Here is a 20,395-nt window from a genome sequence, read left to right on the forward strand (position 1 = left end):
TCGGATCGTGTCGTCGTTGTCCGCCGATCTGGTGCTCTCCGGTGGGGGAGTCAAGGGTGTCGGACTCGTCGGTGCCGTCGTCGCGCTGCTGGAGGCCGGGTACACCGTCCAGCGGGTATCCGGTACGTCGGCCGGATCGATCGTCGGCGCCATCGTGGCGGCGGGATCGCAACAAACCCGGGCACTCACCGGCGCCGAGGTCAAAGACCTTGCGCTGCAATTGGATTACCACAAGTTCCGCGATCCCGTCCCGGCGCAGCGGCTGCCGGTCATCGGCAGTTCGCTGGCGGTGCTGCTGGGCGACGGAATGTACCGGGGTGACTACGCCCACGACTGGGTGCAGAGTCAGCTGCGCAATCTCGGCGTCCGCACGTTCGGTGATCTCGCCATCGACGACGACGAACTGCCGCCCGAACAGCGCTACAAACTTGTCGTCACCGTCGCCGATGTCACCACGGGCCAACTGGTCCGGCTGCCGTGGGACTATCGGCGGGTTTACGGCCTGGACCCGGATGAACAGAGTGTGGCGGACGCCGTGCGCGCGTCGATGTCCATTCCGTTCTATTTCCGTCCGGTGAAGTTGACCAGCGCCGCGGGTCTCACCTCGACCTTGCTGGACGGTGGTCTGCTGTCGAACTTCCCGGTCGATTCCCTGGACCGCACCGACGGGGTGGCGCCGCGCTGGCCCAGCTTCGGCATCACGCTGCTGCCCGATCTGCCGGACGGTATCGACCAGGTGCTGCCCGATTGGGGTCTGCTGCACCGGCTGGGGCCCCCGCGGCTGCTCGACGATGTCATCACCACGGTGTTGGTCGGGCGGGATCAGGCCTACCTCAACCAGCCGTGGGTGAGCGCCCGCACCATCCGGGTCGACTCGACCGAGGTCGGGTTTCTCGACTTCGACATCACCGATGCCCAAGTGCAGGCCCTGTACGCCAAGGGCTATCACGCCGCGCAGGCCTTCCTGGCCGGCTGGGACTGGGAGACCTACCTGCTCCGGTTCCGTCCGACCAGCCCGATAGTCTGAGCCGCGGTGAAGATCTCAGCGATAGTGCCGGTTTCCGCAGACCACCGTGCCGCGGTGCTGACACCGATAGCGGGCCGCCCGGCCTTGTCGCGCGTGGTGGATGCGTTGTCGGCGGCGGACCTGCACAGCGTGGTGGTGACGGTCGCGCCGGCCCTGGTGGCCGATGTCGAGCGTGCGCTGGCAGGCACCGCGGCGACGGTACTGGCCGCACCGGACGGTGACGGCTTACCCACCGCCGTGGAACACCTTCGAGCGGAGGCGGTTTCCCATTTCCTGGTGGCCGACCCGTGCCAGGTGCTGATCTCACCGCAGGTGATCGGGCGGGTGCGGGCGGCGCTGGCCGGCGGCGCCGCCAAGGTGGTGCCGATCGTGCCGGTCACCGACACCGTCAAAACCGTTGACGCACAAGGACGCATCCTGGCAACCGTGGACCGGTCGGCACTGCGGACCGCCCAGTACCCCTACGGTGCTGCCGTCGACGCACTGGCGGACGTGGACATCGTCACCGTCGAAGGTGATCCCGACGCGATCCTCGCGGACCTGCCGGCCGACACCGCGTTGATCGAGGCGCTCATCGCCTGCCGCTGAGCAGGTGGTCGGCCAGCGCGATGTCGTGGCGGAAGGTCACCTTCAGATTGGCCGACGCCCCGGGGAACACCCGCACGTCGACATCGGTGAAGTGCTGCACACACGACGAGGTGTCGGTCCCGTCGAATCCCTCCTCACCGGCCCGCCGGTAGGCGGCCAGCAGTGGCGCGGCCCGGAACGCCTGCGGTGTCTGCACCCGCACCAGGTGTTCGGTGAATCCGGCGAGGGTATCGGCCCGCAACGTGCCGTGGGCGTCCACCGCAGGCACCGCGCCGCCGAAGTTGCGCGCGGTGGTCAGTGCGGCCCGCATCAGATCCGGCGTGGCGAGCGGGCGGGCGGCGTCGTGGATCAGCACCACGTCGACGGTGCCGGCATCGATATCGCCGGCGAGGTGGGCCAGCACATTGGACTCCGAGTCGTGGCGGGTGTCCCCGCCCTCCACATATTCCACTGCGATGTCCGGAAGGTCTTCGCGCACGGTGCTTTCGGCGATATCCCGTTCACCCTTGCGATACACCAGGATGGTGCGGTCGATCTCGGGGGTGGCCGCGACGGCGTGCACCGACCACGCCACCATCGAACGGCCCGCCAGCCGGAGATAGGCCTTGTTGCCGTCGGCGCCGACCCGCGATCCGATACCGGCGGCGAGCACGACGCCGACGGCGGACCCTAGGGTGTCGGGGGTGGGCATCCGCCCACGCTAGCGCGTCGGGCGGGGAAGGGGCGGTGTCATGACTGCGTACACACATCGGGTCCGGGTGATGTCGGGGCGAGACCCGCATGAGCAGCACCGAGTCGCCACCCCGCTGGAACTCCTCTTCGACCTCACCTTCGTCGTCGGCTTCGGCACCGCCGCTTCGGAGTTCGCCCATGCGTTGACAGGTGGGCACATCAGAGCGGGGTTGATCGCGTTCGGGTTCGCGACTTTCGCGATCTGCTGGGCCTGGATCAACTTCACCTGGTTCGCGTCGGCCTATGACACCGACGACTGGGTGTACCGGTTGACCACCATGGTGCAGATGGTCGGTGTGGTGATCCTGACGCTTGGGATTCCCCCCGTGTTCGCCTCGATCGAGCATGGAGGGCACGTCGACAACGCGGTGCTGGTCGCCGGTTACGTGGTGATGCGTGTCGGACTTGTGGCGCAGTGGTTGCGCGCAGCGGCCGGTGATCCGGCGCGGCGGCGGGCCTGCCTGACCTACGCGATCGCCGTGAGCGTGGTGCAGATCGGCTGGATCGCCCAGATCTTCGCGCACACGTCGCTGATGGTGACGCTGGTCTGGTGCGGCGTGCTGATCCTGTTGGAGATCTCGGTGCCGGTGTTGGCCGAGCGGCAGGTGGGCGGCACGCCCTGGCATGCGCACCACATCAGTGAGCGGTACGGGCTGATGGCCATCATCGCCCTCGGCGAGGGTGTGGTCGGGACGGTCGCCACCCTGTCGGCGGTGGTGCAGGAGCAGGGTTGGACGACCGATGCCGTCCTGGTCGCGATCGCCGGTATCGGTCTGACCTTCGGGATGTGGTGGGTGTATTTCACCGTGCCGACCGCAGACCTGTTGCACGCCCACCGTGAGCAGTCGTTCTGGTTCGGCTATCTGCCCATCTTCCTGTTCGGATCGATTGTCGCGACCGGTGCCGGTTTGCACGTGGCCGCTTACTACCTGGAAGGGCATTCCGAGTTGGGATCGGTGGGCACGGTGTTCTCGGTGGTGATCCCGGTGGGTCTGTTCGTCTGCCTGGTGTTCCTCATCTATTCGACGCTGGTGCGCCAGACCGACCGGTTCCATCTCCTGTTACTCGTGCTCACCGCTGCGGTACTGGTGGTTGCGGTCCTGCTGGCGTTGTCCGGGGTGTCGATGGCGTGGTGCCTGCTGGTCGCCACGGCCGCGCCGATGGTGTCGGTTCTCGGGTACGAACTCGTCGGCCACCGACACATGGCCGACGCACTCGCCCGGCGACTGGTCGCCTAGCGTGCCCGACGGTCGGCGGGGTGGACGGCCCCGATCTCGACGGTCTCCAGCAGTTCCCGCTCTTCCTCTTCGGCGAGCAGCTTTCGCGCTTTCTTGCGGGTCACCAGGATGCCGATGACCGCCAGTACCCAGACCGCGTACTGCAGTGTCCACGCCAGGTGGAATGAGTCGAACGAATAGCCGCCCGCGGCGTCGAGGATCCAGCCCATCGCCTGCATGAGGATCAGCGAGGCCAGGAAACCGCCCATGTTCACCATGCCCTGGGCGGTACCCAGGGTGGCGCTCGGGTTGAAGGTGCGGGCGAAGTCGAAGCCCACCATGGAGCCTGGCCCGCCGACCGAGATGATGACGATGAGCACGATCAGCAGCCACAGCGGCGCGGGTCCCGGCAGCGCCAGCACCACGGTCCAGATCGCCGCGTTGCTGCCGATGATGCCGAGCACCATCCATGAGCGACGGTGCGGGTAACGACCGGTGAAGATGCCCAGCACGATGCCGGCGACGATGGCGGTGACCACGGAGATGGTCAGCAGCATGCCCGCCGCCGCCCGGGACTGGTGCTGGGCCACCATCACGTAGGGCACGCCCCACATCAGGGCGAAGATCGTCACGGAGAACTGCGTGCCCATGTGGGTGAAGAACCCCAGCCGGGTGCCGGGCCGCATCCATACCGTGCGCACGCTGGCCAGGGTGTCGCGCACGCCCATGGTCTCGCCTGCGGCCAAGCGGCCGTGCGGGGTGTTCTGCACGACCACCACGGCGAGCACCAGGACCAGTACCCCGAGCGCGGTCACCGACAGGTACGCCGACGTCCATCCGGAGACGCCGAGCAGCGACAGGAACGGGATGGCCGAGAGCACCTGGCCGACCTGCCCGGAGATGCCGGTCAACTGGGTGAGCAGCGGGATCTGCCGGGCCGGGAACCAGTGCGGTACCAGGCGCAACACCGAGATGAAGGTGATGGCGTCGCCGAGACCCACGACCGCGCGGGCGGCCAACGCCAGCGGTAACGACTCCGTGAGCGCGATGGCGAGCTGCCCGGCGGCCATCAGTGCCGCGCCCGACACGATCAGGACCTTCGAGCCGAAACGATCGAGCAGCACACCGGCAGGTACCTGAGCGCCCGCGTAGACGATCACCTGCAGCACGACGAAGGTCGACAACACGCTGGGGCTGGCGTGGAAGCGGTCGGCGGCCTCCAGCCCGGAGACACCCAAGGTGGTCCGGTTGAGGACGGCGACGATATAGGCCAGTAGCCCGGTGGCCCAGACGATCCAGGGACGCACGGCGGCAGCCTCTCTTCGGCAGTGACAGCCGGAATCGGGAAAGACGAGCTTTGTCCTGTCATATTCTCCCAAAATGATGGGACGAATCGCCAATCGATTTCCGGTGAATTTGCTCACCAGCAACGGGCGGTGCGTGTCCGGAGTTGGCTGGGCCCACCGGCATCGGCGTGGTCGAGGGTAGGTCGAACCGGAATCGGCGCAGATGGAGACTGTGAACCCGATATTCGAACCCTGTGATCGGTGGCCGTCAGATAATTCGCTCAGCCTGCCGAACTGCGAGCTAGCATGGAAACATGGATGGTTGCAGACACAGATCGGCTCTCGATCTTGCCTGACTACCGCGTGGGCGAGCTGGCCCGAGTTTCCGGGGTGACCGCCCGCAACATCCGGGCCTACCGCGAACGTGGGTTGCTGGACCCGCCACGCCGGGCCGGCAGGGCCGCGATCTACGACGATCACCATCTGGCCCAGCTGCGGGCCATCGACCAACTGCTGCGCCGCGGGTTCACCTCCGCGCATATCGCCGAGTTCTTCGACGCCGTGCGGCGGGGCAGCGATCTGATCGAGCTCCTGGGCTTGTGGCCGCAGGCATTCGTCCTCGCGCTGGACGGTCCGGAGGCCGACGCTCTGCTGCAAGCAGGGCTGGTGCAACGCACCGCCGACGGGCTGGCATGGACGAACCCGGCGATCGGGGGCATCGTCGCGCGGACCGACGACCAGCGCGGCTACGTCCGGTTCATCCTGCAACTGATCGAGGCGGTCGACGGCGACGTGCGGCGGCTGGTCGACGGGGTGTCGGAGACGGTGGGCGGGGTGGCGGGCGCGGTCGCCGAGCATCACGAGCTGGGCCGGCTGGTGACGACTGACCGGTTGGACCGGGCGCTGGGCGAACCGCGCTGACCGTCACAGGCGCGTGTTCGCCGGATCGCCGCCGAACCGTTGCGCCAGCCACACCGGCAGGATCGCCAGCGCGGTCAGCGCCGCGGCCACCACATTGATCACCGGCGCCTGGTTGGGCCGGAACAGGTTGGCGAAGATCCAGATCGGCAGGGTCTGCACCGCCGGCCCGGCGGTGAACGTCGTGACCACGATCTCGTCGAAACTCAGCGCGAACGCGAGGATCGCGCCGGCCACCAGCGCACCGCGCATCATCGGCAGCGTGACGTAGCGGAACGTCTGCCATGATGAGGCCCCCAGGTCGGCCGAGGCGTCCTCGAAATGCGTACCGAGGCGCCGCAACCGGGCCTGCGCGTTGTTGAAGACGATCACGATGCAGAACGTGGCGTGCCCGATGATCACCGTCGTGATGCCGAGTGTGACGCCGAGTACCGAGGTGAAGGTCGCGTTGAGCGCGATGCCGGTGACGATGCCGGGCAGCGTGATCGGTAGCACGACAAGGAAACTCACCGCCTGCCTGCCGAAGAACCGGTACCGCTGCGCGGCGAACGCGGCCATGGTGCCCAGCACCAGGGCGATCGCGGTGGCGGCGAGGCCGACCACCGCGGAGTTGGCCAGGGCCTGCCACATCCCGGCGCTGCTCGCGGCGTCGACCCACCAGCGCAGCGTGAACCCGGTCGGTGGGAAGGCGAAGCTGCGCGACGCATTGAACGCGTTGACGACGACCAGAAGCAGGGGTGCGTACAGGAACAGCAGCACCAGGGCGGTCCAGCACCGTAGTGCCCACCGGGTCCGAACCGATCGCATCAGACGTTCTCCAAGGCGCCCGTGCGCCGCATCGCCAGCAGGTACGCCACGATGGCCACGAGCGGGATGAGTGACAGGGCGGCGGCCAGGGGCTGATTGTTGGCGGTGACCAGCTGGCCGTAGATGAGGTTGCCCAGCATCTGGGTTTTGCCGCCGACGATCGTCACCGCGATGTAGTCACCCAGCGACAACGAGAAGGTGAAGATCGAACCCGCGGCGATACCGGGAAAGACCAACGGCGCCATCACCGTCCGCAGCGTCGTCGCATCGGAGGCGCCCAGGTCGGCGCTGGCGTCCAGCAGGGTGTCCGGTACTCGCTCGAAGGCCGCGAACACCGGAATCACCATGTACGGCAACCACAGATAGCTCAGTGTGATGACGGTGGCGGTCAGCCCGTAACCCGGTGTGCCGCCTGTCGCCCACGCCAGCGGGCCTTCCGGCGAAAGCAGCACGCGCCAGGCATATGCCTTGACCAGATAGCTCGCCCACAGCGGTGTCGTCACCGCCACGACCAGCAGGAGGCGCACCCGGGGCGAGGCGAACTTCGCCATGAACAGCGCCAGCGGCACCGACAGCACGATGCAGATCACCGTCACCGCCACGGCGATGCCCAGGGTACGCAGGGTGACCGCGCGGAACACCGCGTCGGTGAGCACCCGCACCAGGTTGTCGGTGGTGACCGTCCGGGTGACGGCTCCGGTGAAGCTGTCAGTGCCCCAGAACGCCGAAACGAGGAGAACGGCAAGTGATCCCAGATATGCGATGGTCAGCCAGGCCAGCGGTGGCACCAGGAGGAGTGCCAGCCGAGCACGGCGTGCGATCACCCCTTGATCTGCTGCCATTTGTCGACCCACTGATCGTAGGTCGTGCAGTTGTCTCCGCTGCCGTCGACGCACTTGCGCTGCGGTGTCGTCCAATAGTGGATCTGCTCAGCGTATTTCGAGTCGGTGGCGTGGAAGACGTCGCAGAAGTCCTTCTGGCTGGTGTGCTCGCAGGCCTTGGTCTGCGCCGGTGCCTCACCGAAGTATTCGGCGACCTGGGCGTTGACCTCGGGGGAGGTGATCCAGTTCATCCACTTGTACATGCAGTTCGGGTGCGCCGCCTTGGCGGCCACCATCCAGGTGTCCGACCAGCCGGTGGCGCCCTCCTTGGGCAGAATTGTGTTCACCTGCACTTTGTTGTCGCTGCCGATGGTGTTCGCGATGACCTGCCAGGTGGTGCCGATGACGGATGTGCCCGACTCGAAGGCCTGCACCTCTTTGGTGTAATCCGACCAGTACTCGCTGATGTTCTCTCGCTGCGCCTTCAGCAGATCCGCTGCGGCGTCCAGCTGTGCGGCGGTCAGCGCGTACGGATTCTTGATGCCCAGTTCGGGTTTCGCCTTCGACAGGTACAGCGCCGCATCGGCGATGTAGATCGGTGAGTCGTAGGCGGTGACCTTGCCCTTGTACTTGCCGGAATCGGTGAACACCGCGGCCCAGGAGTCGGGCGCGTCCTTGACGACACCGATGTTGTACATCAACAGGTTTGCGCCCCAGCCGTGCGGGATGCCGTACATCTTGCCGTCCACCGAGTTCCACGGCTTGTCCTTGAGGAACGGGGAGATGGTCGCGTAATTGGGGACCAGGTCGGTGTTGACCGGCGCCACGTCGCCGCCGTAGATGAGGCGCAGTGAGGCGTCCCCGGAGGCGGAGACGCCGTCGTACTGACCGGTGCGCATCAACTGCAGCATCTCGTCGGAGGTGTTGCCCACCTTGACGTTGGTCTTACAGCCGGTCTCCTTCTCGAACGGGGTGACCCAGTCCACGGCCTTGTCGTTGGAGCCGTTCTCGGCGTAGCCGGCCCAGGCGATGAGGTTGAGCTGGCCCTCGCCGTCGCCGAGCGAGGTCGGGGCCTCGAGTTTGGGCGGGGCCTGCCCGGACCCGCCGCCGTCGGAAGCGCTCGAACATGCGGCCAGTAGGGCCACAGTCGCGGCCAGGGCGAGCCCGGTGCGGATCGTGGTTCGTAACATGTGCGGCCTCCTCAGGAGTTCAGTGGGTGGACGGCGGAGTCCGGGAACGACAGGACGACGGGGGAGCCGTGAGCCAGGCCGGCGGGCAGCGAGGTGCGCGAGGTGAGCACCGTCGCGGTCACGGCGGTACCGGCCGCGGTGGAGGTGACCCGGGTCAGCGGACCGGCATAGATGACCTCGGCGACGGTGGCCTCGACAGTGCGGTTGCCCGGACCGGCGGCGCTCCCCGGGGGCAGCACCGCGATCTGTTCGGGGCGCACGGCAAACGTTCCGGTGCGGCCCACCAGCGTCTGGGCGGCGGTGCCGTCGACGACGTTGGAGGTGCCGACGAAGTCGGCGACGAACCGGTTGGCCGGATTCTCGTACACCTCGCGGGCCGCACCGACCTGTTCGATGCGTCCCGCGTTGAACACCGCGAGGCGGTCGCACAGGGTGAGTGCTTCGTCCTGATCGTGGGTGACGATGACGAACGTGATCCCGACGTCGCGTTGGATGGCCTTCAACTCGACCTGCATCTGCTCGCGGAGTTTGAGATCGAGTGCCCCGAGCGGCTCGTCGAGCAACAACACCCTGGGCCGCCCGACGAGGGCGCGGGCCAGCGCGACGCGTTGACGCTGGCCGCCGGAGAGCTGTTCGGGGCGACGGTCGCCGTGCTCGGTCAGCCGCACCATGTCCAGGGCGTCGGCGGCGCGACGGCGCCGCTCCGCCTTGGCGACCCCGCGCACCCTCATGCCGTACTCGACGTTCTGGCCCACCGTCATGTGGGGGAACAGGGCGTAGTCCTGAAACACGGTGTTGACTTCGCGCCGCTGCGGAGGCGCCGTCGTCACGTCGGTGCCGCCCAGCCGGATGGTGCCCGCGGTGGGTTGTTCGAATCCGGCGATTATCCGCAGCACGGTGGTCTTACCCGAGCCGGACGGGCCGAGGATGGCGAAGAGTTCGCCGTCGGCGACGCTGAGATCGGCGCCCTCGACCGCGATGACCTCGGCCTGACGGCCCGGAAATACCTTTCTGACCCCGATGAGTTCGATGCGCGGATCGCCCTCCCTGTCGAGTCCGGGGCTGACGTCCGCGCTTCCAGCAAGTCCCGATGTCGATGCGGGCATGGTCGAGATCGTATGGATTCACCGGTCAAAGCGCAGCACAAGTACGGATTTCGTCTCTTCGCGGGGGTGACGGCACGATATCCGCCGGTACCTGTGAAACTTGATGCATATGTGACCAGTGGCGTTGATGAGGATCATGAGGCAGTTGTCATATTCTGATTCTCGTGTCACTTTCCCGCCGTGATCTGCTCAAATACGCGGCTGCGGCACCCGCACTCCTCGGGATGGGTGCCGCCGTCTCCGCGGCCCTGGCGTCACAGGCTGCCGCCGCACCCCTGGGCGTGCTGCTCGACTACGCCGCCGGGGTCATTCCGGCCGACGATATCCGGGCCTCCGGCGCGATCGGCGCCATCCGGTACGTGTCCGACCGCCGGCCCGGCGGAGCCTGGATGCTGGGCAAGCCGATCCAATTGCCCGAAGCTCGAGACCTCTACAAGGCCGGCTTGAAGATCGTGTCGTGCTACCAGTACGGCAAAGCGGACACCGCCGACTGGCTGGGCGGACAGAGCGCCGGCGTCGCGCACGCGAAACGCGGTTGGCAGTTGCACACCGCGGCCGGTGGACCCGTCGGTGCCCCCGTGTACGCCTCGATCGACGACGATCCCAGCTACGACCAGTACAAGACGCAGGTTGCCCCTTATCTGAAGGGGTGGGAGGCGGTCATCGGTCATCAGCGGACCGGCGTCTACGCCAACTCCAAGACCATCGAATGGGCCATCCAGGATGGTCTCGGCTCCTACTTCTGGCAGCACAATTGGGGTTCGCCGGGCGGAGTTGCGCACCCCGCAGCGCATCTGCACCAAGTGGAGATCGACAAGCGCGCGGTGGGTGGCGTGGGGGTGGACCTCAACGAGATCCTGAAGCCGTCGTTCGGGCAGTGGGACTAAAAACTTACTGATCAGTAATAAAGTCCAGCAAACAAATTTCGGGAATTTGTGGACTTTTATAGACACTTCTGGCGAAACTGTCGATCGAGTCGTGTCGCGCGGCGGGCGCCGAAATTCGACATAACGATTTGATAACAATGCTGCTTTGATCTGGGAAGTTATAGCTACTCGACCGTAACCACCTGCCAACAGGACGTTTGTCCCGCAGGACTTTGGTCGTCGTGTGAACCGGCGTTATACGAGCCGTGGTTACTCGAGCGTAGAACTCGCTAGTAACCATTTAGGGGCGGATGATCACACCAGCTCTTATGACACTCTTAGTACGGCTGGACTGCTCTGCTGGACCTGGCCCCGGGGGGTCGCACCACGGTGGGAACACCGAGGCGTGACCCTCGACCATGCCAGCAGGGCGCACCGGCCGAGAGCTCATGGAGATTCAGTGCCGAATCGCCGGGGCCTGCATGACGCAGGCCCGTCCGGGATGCGCTGCGAAGGCGCGGCGCACCGGCACCATCAGCCAGACGCGTGACGAGTCAGTACCGAGGGAGATGGCAAGACGTGACGATCAATGAACACGACAGAGTGGCAGCCAATGGCAAGAGCGACCTCGGACGAGCGTCGCTGTCGGGTGCGCATGCGCTCGTGGATCTGCTGAATGCCGGCGAGCCCTACGCGGTCGCGTTCGGTGGGCAGGGCGGCGGCTGGCTGGAAAGCCTCGAGGAACTCGTCAGCTCCGCCGGCATCGAGTCCGACCTGAGCGAACTGGTCACCGAAGCGGCCCTGCTGCTGGAGCCCGTCGCGCGCGAGCTCGTCGTCGTCCGCCCCATCGGCTTCGAGCCGCTGCAGTGGGTGCGCGCGCTGGCCGCCGATGAGCCGCTGCCGGCCCCCAAACAACTGATCAGCACCGCCATCTCGGGTCCCGGCATCCTGTTGGCGCAGATCGCCGCGACGCGCGCCCTGCTGCGGCAGGGGCTGGACCTGTACGGCTCGCCGCCGGTGGCGGTCGCCGGACACTCCCAGGGCATCGTGGCGGCCGAGGCGCTGAAGGCCAAGGGCACCCGCGACGCCGAGATGCTGGCCATCCTGCAGCTGATGGGCGCCGCCGGCTCCCTGATGTCCCGCCGGCGCGGCATGGTCGGCCGGGGTGACAAGTCGCCCATGGTGTCGGTGACCAACGCCGACCCCGAGCGCATCGCCGAGCTTCTCGAGGAGTTCTCCCAGGACGTGCGCACGGTGCTGCCGCCGGTCCTGTCCATCCGCAACGGCCGCCGCTCGGTGGTCATCACGGGCACGCCCGAGCAGCTGTCCCGGTTCGAGCTGTACTGCTCCAAGATCACCGAGAAGGAAGAGGCCGAGCGCAAGAACAAGACGCGTGGCGGTGCCGTGTTCGCCCCGGTCTTCAACGGCATCCAGGTCGAGGTCGGCTTCCACACCCCGCGCCTGGCCGACGCCGTCGACCTGATCGACAGCTGGGCCGCCCGCATCCCCGGCATCGACGCCGAGCTCACCCACCACTTCGCCAAGGCCGTCTTCGTCGACCCCGTCGACTGGGTCGCCGAGGTCGAGCGGCTGCACGACGCGGGCGCCAAGTGGGTCATCGACCTGGGCCCCGGTGATACCGCCACCCGTGTGACGGCGCCGGTGATCCGTGGTCTGGGCGTCGGCATCGTGCCCGCCGCCACCCGCGCCGGACAGCGCAGCCTGTTCACCGTCGGTGCGGCACCCGAGGTGCCGGCCCCGTGGAGCAGCTACGCCCCGTCGACGGTCACCCTGCCCGACGGCTCGGTCAAGCTGTCCACCAAGTTCACCCGCCTCACCGGACGCTCGCCCATCCTGTTGGCCGGAATGACCCCGACGACGGTGGACGCCAAGATCGTCGCCGCCGCGGCCAACGCCGGGCACTGGGCCGAGCTGGCCGGCGGTGGTCAGGTCACCGAAGAGATCTTCGAGGGCCGGATGCAGGAGCTGACCCAGCTTCTCGAACCCGGCCGCGCGATCCAGTTCAACTCGCTGTTCTTGGATCCCTACTTGTGGAAGCTGCAGCTGGGTGGCCGCCGCCTGGTGCAGCGCGCCCGTCAGGCCGGTGCACCGATCGACGGTGTCATCGTCACCGCCGGTATCCCCGAGTTGCCCGAGGCCGTCGACCTGATCGAGGAGCTCAACGGCATCGGCATCACCCACGTGGTGTTCAAACCCGGCACCGTCGACCAGATCAAGTCCGTCATCAAGATCGCGGCCGAGGTGCCCGGCAAGGACGTCATCGCGCATATCGAGGGCGGCCGCGCCGGTGGCCACCACTCGTGGGAGGACCTCGACGACCTGCTCCTGGCCACCTATGCGGATCTGCGCAAGCTGTCGAACATCACCATCTGTGTCGGCGGCGGTATCGGCACCCCCGAGCGGGCGGCCGAGTACCTGTCCGGGCGGTGGTCGCAGGTCTACGGCTTCCCGCTGATGCCGGTCGACGGCATCCTGGTGGGCACCGCGGCCATGGCCACCCTGGAGGCGACCACCTCACCTGCGGTCAAGCAGCTGCTGGTGGACACCAACGGCACCGACATCTGGGTCGGCGCCGGAAAAGCCCAGGGCGGCATGGCTTCCGGCCGTAGCCAGCTGGGCGCCGACATCCACGAGATCGACAACACCGCATCGCGTTGCGGCCGCCTGCTCGACGAGGTCGCCGGTGACGCCGACGCGGTCGCCGAGCGGCGCGACGAGATCATCGCCGCGATGGCAGACACCGCCAAGCCCTACTTCGGTGACCTGGCAGACCTGACCTACGTGCAGTGGCTGGACCGCTACGTCGAATTGGCCATCGGCAACGGTGATTCCACCGCCGACACCAAGCGCGAGGACTCGCCGTGGTTGGACATCACCTGGCGGGACCGCTACGAGAGCATGCTCAAGCGCGCCGAGGCCCGCCTGCACCCGCAGGACTCCGGTCCGATCGAGACACTGTTCGTCGATACCGCGCTGCTGGAGGACCCGGCCGCGGCCCGCGCCGCGCTGCTGTCGCGTTACCCGGACGCCGAGACCATCAAGCTGCATCCGGCCGACGTGCCGTTCTTCATCACGCTGTGCAAGACGCCGGGCAAGCCGGTCAACTTCGTGCCCGTCATCGACAAGGATGTGCGGCGCTGGTGGCGCAGCGACTCACTGTGGCAGGCCCACGACGCCCGCTACAGCGCCGACCAGGTGTGCATCATCCCGGGCACCCAAGCCGTCGCCGGGATCACCCGGGTCGACGAGCCGGTCGGTGAACTGCTCGACCGCTTCGAACAGGCTGCCGTCGACGAGGTCATCGCGACCGGCGCCGCGTCCGTGCCGGTCATGTCGCGCAGGCAGGCCCGTGCCGACGTGACGGGCCCGATCGCGGTGGTGCTGGATTCCCCCGACGTGCTGTGGGCCGGCCGCACCGCCATCAACCCGGTGCACCGGATCGGCGCACCGAGCGAGTGGCAGGTCAACGAGAACCGTTCCGCGGTACACCCATCCACCGGGTCGCGCCTGGAGCTCACCGGCGACGGTGTCACGCTCAGCGTGCCGCTCTCGGATATCTGGATCGAGATCAAGCTGACGCTGCCGGCCGCCACCGTCAACGGTGGTATGCCGGTGGTCACCACCGAGGACGCCTCCACCGCGATGCGCGCGGTGCTGGCCATCGCCGCCGGCGTCGACGGGGTGGATGCGCTTCCGGTGGTCACCGACGGCACCTCCACGGTCACCGTCGGCTGGGACCCCGAGGAGATCGCCGACCACACCGGTGTCACCGCGACCTTCGGTGCCCCGCTGGCGCCCGGCCTGACCCTGGTACCCGACGCGCTGGTGGGCCGCTGCTGGCCGGCGGTGTTCTCGGTCATCGGGTCCGCCGTGACCGCCGACGACTTCCCGGTGGTCGAGGGTCTGCTCAGCCTCGTGCACCTGGACCACGCCGCGCATCTGCTGGCGCCGATGCCCAAGGGCAAGGCCGAATTGACCGTCACCGCAACGGCTGCCGCCGCCAGCGATACCGAATACGGCCGCGTCGTACCGGTGTCGGTGACGATCGCCGATGCTGAGGGCACGGTGCTGGCGACCCTGCAGGAGCGCTTCGCGATCCGTGGACGCAACGGCGCCGCCGAGCTGTCCGACCCACTGCGGGCCGGCGGTGCGATCACCGACAACGCCACCGAGACCCCGCGTCGCCGTCGCCGCGATGCAACCGTCACCGCGCCCACCGATATGAGCGCGTTCGCCGTGGTCTCCGGTGACCACAACCCCATCCACACCGACCGGGCCGCCGCGCTGCTGGCCGGGCTGAAAGGCCCGATCGTGCACGGCATGTGGCTGTCGGCCGCCGCTCAGCACGTGGTCACCGCCACCGACGGGCGGGCCACCCCGCCGGCGCGTCTGGTGGGCTGGACCTCGCGCTTCCTGGGCATGGTGCTGCCCGGCGACGAGATCGACTTCCGGGTCGACCGGGTCGGCATCGACCGCGGTGCCGAGATCATCGAGGTCACCGCGAAGGTCGGCGGCGACCTGGTGATGTCGGCGACCGCCCAGTTGGCCGCGCCGAAGACGGTGTACGCGTTCCCCGGCCAGGGCATCCAGCACAAGGGCATGGGTATGGAGGTGCGGGCCCGGTCGAAGGCCGCCCGCAAGATCTGGGACACCGCGGACAAGTTCACCCGCGACACCCTGGGCTTCTCGGTCCTGCATGTGGTCAAGGACAACCCGACCAGCCTGATCGCCTCCGGCGTGCACTACCACCACCCCGAGGGCGTTCTGTACCTGACGCAGTTCACCCAGGTCGCCATGGCGACGGTGGCCGCGGCCCAGGTCGCCGAGATGCGCGAGCAGGGTGCGTTCGTCGAGGACGCCATCGCCTGCGGGCACTCCGTCGGCGAATACACCGCGCTGGCTTGCGTTTCCGGCGTCTACCAGCTGGAGGCGCTGCTGGAGGTGGTGTTCCACCGCGGCAGCAAGATGCACGACATCGTGCCGCGCGACGAGAAAGGCCGGTCGAACTACCGGCTGGCGGCCATCCGCCCGTCGCAGATCGACCTCGACGATGACGACGTCACCGACTTCGTCGCCGAGATCTCCGAGCGCACAGGTGAATTCCTGCAGATCGTGAACTTCAACCTGCGTGGCTCGCAGTATGCGATCGCCGGTACGGTGCGCGGTCTTGAGGCGCTGGAGGAGGAGATCGAGCGCCGCCGCGAGATCAGCGGTGGCAAGCGGTCGTTCATCCTGGTGCCCGGTATCGACGTGCCGTTCCACTCCGAGGTGCTGCGGGTCGGTGTCGCCGACTTCCGCCGCGCGCTGGAGCGCGTCATGCCCGAGGGACAGGACCCGGCGCTGATCGTCGGTCGCTACATCCCGAACCTGGTGCCGCGGCCGTTCACGCTGGACCGCGACTTCATCCAGGAGATCCGCGACCTGGTGCCGGCCGAGCCGCTCGACGAGGTGCTCGCCGACTACGACACCTGGCGTAACGAGAAGCCGGAAGCGTTGTGCCGCAAGGTCGTCATCGAACTGCTGGCCTGGCAGTTCGCCAGCCCGGTGCGGTGGATCGAGACCCAGGACCTGCTCTTCATCGAGGAGGCCGCGGGCGGTCTCGGTGTGGAACGGTTCGTCGAGATCGGCGTGAAGACGGCGCCGACCGTCGCCGGCCTGGCCACCAACACGCTGAAGCTGCCGGAGTACTCGCACAACACCACCGAGGTGCTCAACGCCGAGCGCGACGCCGCGGTGCTGTTCGCCACGGACACCGACCCGGAGCCCGAGCCCGAGGTGGACGAAACCCCGTCGGCGGCAACGGAAGCCGCCCCGGCGGCGGCCGCCCCCGCGGCGGCACCGGCTCCGGCCGCTGCGCCGTCGGGCGGGCCTCGCCCCGATGACATCGCCTACGACGCCGCCGACGCGACGCTGTCGTTGATCGCGCTGTCGGCCAAGATGCGGGTCGAGCAGATCGAGCCGCTGGATTCCATCGAGTCGATCACCGACGGTGCGTCGTCCCGGCGTAATCAGCTGCTGGTGGACCTCGGATCCGAGCTGAACCTGGGTGCCATCGACGGTGCGGCCGAGGCCGATCTGTCGGGGCTGAAGGCTCAGGTGACCAAGCTGGCCCGCACGTACAAGCCGTTCGGTCCGGTGCTCTCGGACGCGATCAACGACCAGCTGCGCACGGTGTTCGGGCCGTCGGGCAAGCGCCCGGCGTACATCGCCGAACGGGTCACCAAGACATGGGAACTCGGCCCCGGCTGGGCCAAGCACGTCACCGCCGAGGTGGCGCTGGGCACCCGTGAGGGATCCAGCGTCCGCGGTGGCAGCATGGGCGGCCTGCACGAGGGTGCGCTGGCCGATGCCGCTTCGGTGGACAAGGTCATCGACGGCGCGGTCGCGGCCGTCGCGGCGCGCAAGGGCATCTCCGTGAGCCTGCCGTCCTCCGGTGCCGCCGGTGGCGGTGTCGTGGACTCGGCGGCGCTGACCGAATTTGCCGAGCAGGTCACCGGACCCAATGGTGTGCTGGCGTCGGCCGCCCGGCTGGTGCTCAGCGAGCTGGGTCTCAACGCGCCCGTCGCCAACGACACCGTCAGCGATTCCGAGCTGATCGACCTGGTCACCACCGAGCTGGGTTCGGACTGGCCGCGTCTGGTGGCGCCGGTGTTCGATGCGCGCAAGGCCGTGGTCTTCGACGACCGGTGGGCCAGTGCCCGTGAGGATCTGGCCAAGCTGTGGCTGGTCGACGAGAGCGAGATCGACACGGACTGGGAGCGGCTGTCGCAGCGCTTCGAAGGTGCCGGCAATGTCGTGGGGACGCAGGCCAATTGGTGGCAAGGTCGTGCACTTGCGGCTGGCCGCCTCACGCACGCAGCGCTGTACGGCCGCGCCGCCGCGGGTGCGGAGAACCCCGACAAGGGTGGCTACGCAAACGAGGTCGCGGTGGTGACGGGCGCCTCGAAGGGCTCGATCGCCGCCTCGGTGGCCGGGCAACTGCTGGAGGGCGGGGCGACGGTGATCGCCACCACGTCCAAGCTCGACGACGACCGGCTGGCGTTCTACCGCACGCTCTACCGCGACCATGCCCGCTTCGGCGCGACCCTGTGGGTCGTCCCGGCCAACATGGCGTCCTACAGCGATATCGATGCGCTCGTCGAGTGGGTCGGTAGCGAGCAGACCGAGAACCTCGGGCCCAAGGCGATCCACCTCAAGGACGCCCAGAACCCGACCCTGCTGTTCCCGTTCGCCGCTCCGCGGGTGGCCGGGGACCTGTCCGAGGCCGGTGCGCGCTCGGAGATGGAGATGAAGGTGCTGCTGTGGGCCGTGCAGCGGCTCATCGCCGGGCTGTCGCATCTGGGCTCCGAGCGCGATATCGCGTCGAGGTTGCATGTCGTGCTGCCGGGCTCGCCCAACCGCGGCATGTTCGGTGGCGACGGAGCGTACGGCGAATCCAAGTCCGCACTCGATGCCGTCGTGGCCCGCTGGAAGGCGGAATCATCGTGGGCCCAGCGTGTTTCGCTGGCGCATGCGCTGATCGGCTGGACCAAGGGCACCGGTCTGATGGGGCATAACGACGCGATCGTCGGCGCCGTCGAGGAAGCCGGGGTGACCACCTACACGACCGAAGAGATGGCGTCGATGTTGTTGGCGCTGTGCACCATCGAGTCGAAGGTGGCCGCCGCACGCGAGCCGATCAAGGTCGACCTGACCGGCGGCCTGGGCGATGTCGAACTCGACATGGCCGAGCTGGCCGCCAAGGCACGCGAGGAGATGCTGGCGGAGTCCGCTTCCGACGATGACGGTGCCGACGCAGACGGTGCCGGCACCATCGCGGCGCTGCCGTCACCGCCCCGCGGCTACCAGGGCGCCCCGCCGCCGGCGTGGGACGACCTCGACGTCGACCCTGCCGATCTGGTGGTCATCGTCGGCGGTGCCGAGCTCGGGCCGTACGGCTCGTCGCGGACCCGCTTCGAGATGGAGGTGTCCGGGCAGCTGTCCGCCGCCGGTGTGCTGGAGCTGGCCTGGACCACCGGGTTGGTCAAGTGGGAGGACGACCCCAAGCCGGGTTGGTACGACACCGCCAGCGGTGACCTGGTCGACGAGGGCGAACTCGTCGAGCGCTACCACGACGTCGTGGTGGAGCGGGTCGGCATCCGCGAGTGGGTGGACGACGGTGCGATCGACCCGGATCACGCGGCGCCGCTGCTGGTTTCGGTGTTCCTGGACAAGGACTTCACCTTCGTGGTGTCGTCTGAGGCCGATGCCCGGGCGTTCGTGCAGTTCGACCCCGAGCACACCGTCATCTCGCCGGTGCCCGACAGTGCCGACTGGCAGGTCACCCGTAAGGCCGGCACCGAGATCCGGGTGCCGCGCAAGGTGAAGCTGTCCCGCACCGTCGGCGCGCAGATCCCGACCGGATTCGATCCGCAGGTCTACGGCGTCACGCCGGATATGGCCAGCTCGATCGACCGGGTGGCGCTGTGGAACCTGGTGACCACGGTGGACGCATTCCTGTCAGCGGGTTTCAGCCCGGCCGAGTTGATGCGGTGGGTGCACCCCAGCCTGGTGGCCAGCACGCAGGGCACCGGTATGGGTGGCATGACGTCGATGCAGACCATGTATCACGGCAACCTGCTGGGCAAGAACAAGCCGAACGACATCCTGCAGGAGGTGCTGCCGAACGTCTTCGCCGGCCATGTGGTGCAGAGCTACATCGGCAGCTACGGCTCGATGATCCACCCGGTCGCCGCTTGCGCGACGGCCGCGGTGTCGGTCGAGGAGGGCGTCGACAAGATCAAGCTCGGCAAGGCCGAATTCGTGGTCGCCGGTGGTTACGACGACCTGACGCTGGAGGCCATCATCGGCTTCGGTGACATGGCGGCCACCGCGGACACCGAGATGATGCGCGCCAAGGGCATCAGCGACTCGAAGTTCTCCCGCGCCAATGACCGTCGTCGTCTCGGCTTCGTCGAATCACAGGGTGGCGGAACGATTCTGCTGACCCGTGGTGATCTCGCGGTGCAGATGGGTCTGCCGGTGCTGGCCGTCGTCGCCTACGCGTCGTCGTTCGGCGACGGTGTGCACACCTCGATCCCGGCTCCCGGGCTCGGCGCCCTCGGTGCCGGCCGTGGTGGCCGCGAATCCCGGTTGGCCCGCTCGCTGGCCAAGCTCGGGGTGGGCCCCGACGACATCGCGGTGGTGTCCAAGCACGACACCTCCACGCTGGCGAACGATCCCAACGAGACCGAACTGCATGAGCGGCTGGCAGTTTCGATGGGTCGCTCGAAGGGCGCTCCGCTGTTCGTGGTCAGCCAGAAGAGCCTGACCGGTCACGCCAAGGGCGGCGCGGCGGCCTTCCAGATGATGGGCCTGTGCCAGATCCTGCGCGACGGGGTCATTCCGCCGAACCGCAGCCTGGACTGTGTCGACGACGAACTGTCGCACGCGCAGCACTTCGTCTGGGTTCGTGAGGCATTGCACCTGGGCGAGAAGTTCCCGCTCAAGGCGGGTCTGGTGACCAGCCTCGGGTTCGGGCACGTGTCGGGTCTGGTGGCGCTGGTGCATCCGCAGGCGCTGATCGCGGCACTGCCGGCCGATCAGCGGGCGGACTACCAGGCACGGGCCAACGCCCGGGTGCTGACCGGCCAGCGCACGCTGGCGTCGGCGATCGCCGGTGGGCCGTCGCTGTACGAGAAGCCGGCCGACCGTAGGTTCGGGCATGACACCCCGGAGAAGCCTCAGGAAGCCGCGATGCTGCTGGATCCGGCGGCTCGCCTCGGCGCGGATGACCACTACTGAAAATGAGCGAACGTGAGTCGGATAGCGTGCCGG

At 67.9% G+C, this 20,395-nt stretch carries 12 protein-coding genes; 6 read left to right on the forward strand and 6 right to left on the reverse strand.

What is annotated here, in order from left to right:
- Window positions 1-7 precede the first annotated feature (7 nt).
- Together QN239_RS11640 and QN239_RS11645 are read left to right on the forward strand one after the other, a co-directional pair.
- Window positions 8-1,027 (forward strand): patatin-like phospholipase family protein, encoded by a 1,020-nt coding sequence (locus QN239_RS11640; RefSeq protein WP_499010431.1) that lies wholly within the window; start codon window positions 8-10, stop codon window positions 1,025-1,027.
- 54 nt (window positions 1,028-1,081) lie between these two features.
- Window positions 1,082-1,615, forward strand: a complete 534-nt coding sequence (locus tag QN239_RS11645) for a 2-C-methyl-D-erythritol 4-phosphate cytidylyltransferase (protein WP_499010433.1) — start codon at window positions 1,082-1,084, stop codon at window positions 1,613-1,615.
- Here the strand turns inward: QN239_RS11645 and QN239_RS11650 are convergent.
- Complete coding sequence (locus QN239_RS11650) at window positions 1,599-2,306, reverse strand: IspD/TarI family cytidylyltransferase (protein WP_499010435.1); 708 nt, start codon at window positions 2,304-2,306, stop codon at window positions 1,599-1,601. The two genes, QN239_RS11645 and QN239_RS11650, sit on opposite strands and share 17 nt — an antisense overlap.
- Before the next feature lie 40 nt (window positions 2,307-2,346).
- Between QN239_RS11650 and QN239_RS11655 the strand changes: the two genes are divergently transcribed.
- Window positions 2,347-3,585: a low temperature requirement protein A gene (locus QN239_RS11655; protein ID WP_499010437.1), complete on the forward strand. Its 1,239-nt coding sequence runs from the start codon at window positions 2,347-2,349 to the stop codon at window positions 3,583-3,585.
- Here QN239_RS11655 and QN239_RS11660 read toward each other — a convergent pair.
- Window positions 3,582-4,871, reverse strand: a complete 1,290-nt coding sequence (locus tag QN239_RS11660; RefSeq protein WP_499010439.1) for an MFS transporter — start codon at window positions 4,869-4,871, stop codon at window positions 3,582-3,584. The two genes, QN239_RS11655 and QN239_RS11660, sit on opposite strands and share 4 nt — an antisense overlap.
- 297 nt (window positions 4,872-5,168) lie before the next feature.
- Between QN239_RS11660 and QN239_RS11665 the strand changes: the two genes are divergently transcribed.
- Window positions 5,169-5,771, forward strand: coding sequence for a MerR family transcriptional regulator (locus QN239_RS11665; RefSeq protein WP_499010441.1), 603 nt, complete (start codon window positions 5,169-5,171; stop codon window positions 5,769-5,771).
- A 3-nt stretch (window positions 5,772-5,774) separates the two neighbouring features.
- On the opposite strand, the gene QN239_RS11670 is transcribed toward QN239_RS11665, so the two are convergent.
- Genes QN239_RS11670 through QN239_RS11685 form a run of 4 tightly spaced genes read right to left on the reverse strand, consistent with a single transcriptional unit; the run spans window position 5,775 to window position 9,692 of the window.
- Window positions 5,775-6,575, reverse strand: coding sequence for an ABC transporter permease (locus QN239_RS11670; RefSeq protein WP_499010443.1), 801 nt, complete (start codon window positions 6,573-6,575; stop codon window positions 5,775-5,777).
- Complete coding sequence (locus QN239_RS11675; protein WP_499010444.1) at window positions 6,575-7,417, reverse strand: ABC transporter permease; 843 nt, start codon at window positions 7,415-7,417, stop codon at window positions 6,575-6,577. Before QN239_RS11675 ends, QN239_RS11670 begins: the two co-directional genes overlap by 1 nt.
- Complete coding sequence (locus tag QN239_RS11680; RefSeq protein WP_499010447.1) at window positions 7,396-8,586, reverse strand: ABC transporter substrate-binding protein; 1,191 nt, start codon at window positions 8,584-8,586, stop codon at window positions 7,396-7,398. Before QN239_RS11680 ends, QN239_RS11675 begins: the two co-directional genes overlap by 22 nt.
- A gap of 11 nt (window positions 8,587-8,597) precedes the next feature.
- Window positions 8,598-9,692: an ABC transporter ATP-binding protein gene (locus QN239_RS11685; RefSeq protein ID WP_499010449.1), complete on the reverse strand. Its 1,095-nt coding sequence runs from the start codon at window positions 9,690-9,692 to the stop codon at window positions 8,598-8,600.
- A 164-nt stretch (window positions 9,693-9,856) separates the two neighbouring features.
- Between QN239_RS11685 and QN239_RS11690 the strand changes: the two genes are divergently transcribed.
- Window positions 9,857-10,579 (forward strand): DUF1906 domain-containing protein, encoded by a 723-nt coding sequence (locus QN239_RS11690; protein ID WP_499010450.1) that lies wholly within the window; start codon window positions 9,857-9,859, stop codon window positions 10,577-10,579.
- Between the two features lie 558 nt (window positions 10,580-11,137).
- A complete protein-coding gene (locus tag QN239_RS11695; protein WP_499010452.1) occupies window positions 11,138-20,362 on the forward strand; it encodes a fatty acid synthase subunit beta domain-containing protein in 9,225 nt (3,074 codons plus the stop codon).
- The last annotated feature ends 33 nt before the right edge of the window (window positions 20,363-20,395 follow it).

Origin of the sequence: Mycolicibacterium sp. Y3 (assembly GCF_051188035.1) — a bacterium.
Lineage (GTDB): Bacteria > Actinomycetota > Actinomycetes > Mycobacteriales > Mycobacteriaceae > Mycobacterium > Mycobacterium fluoranthenivorans.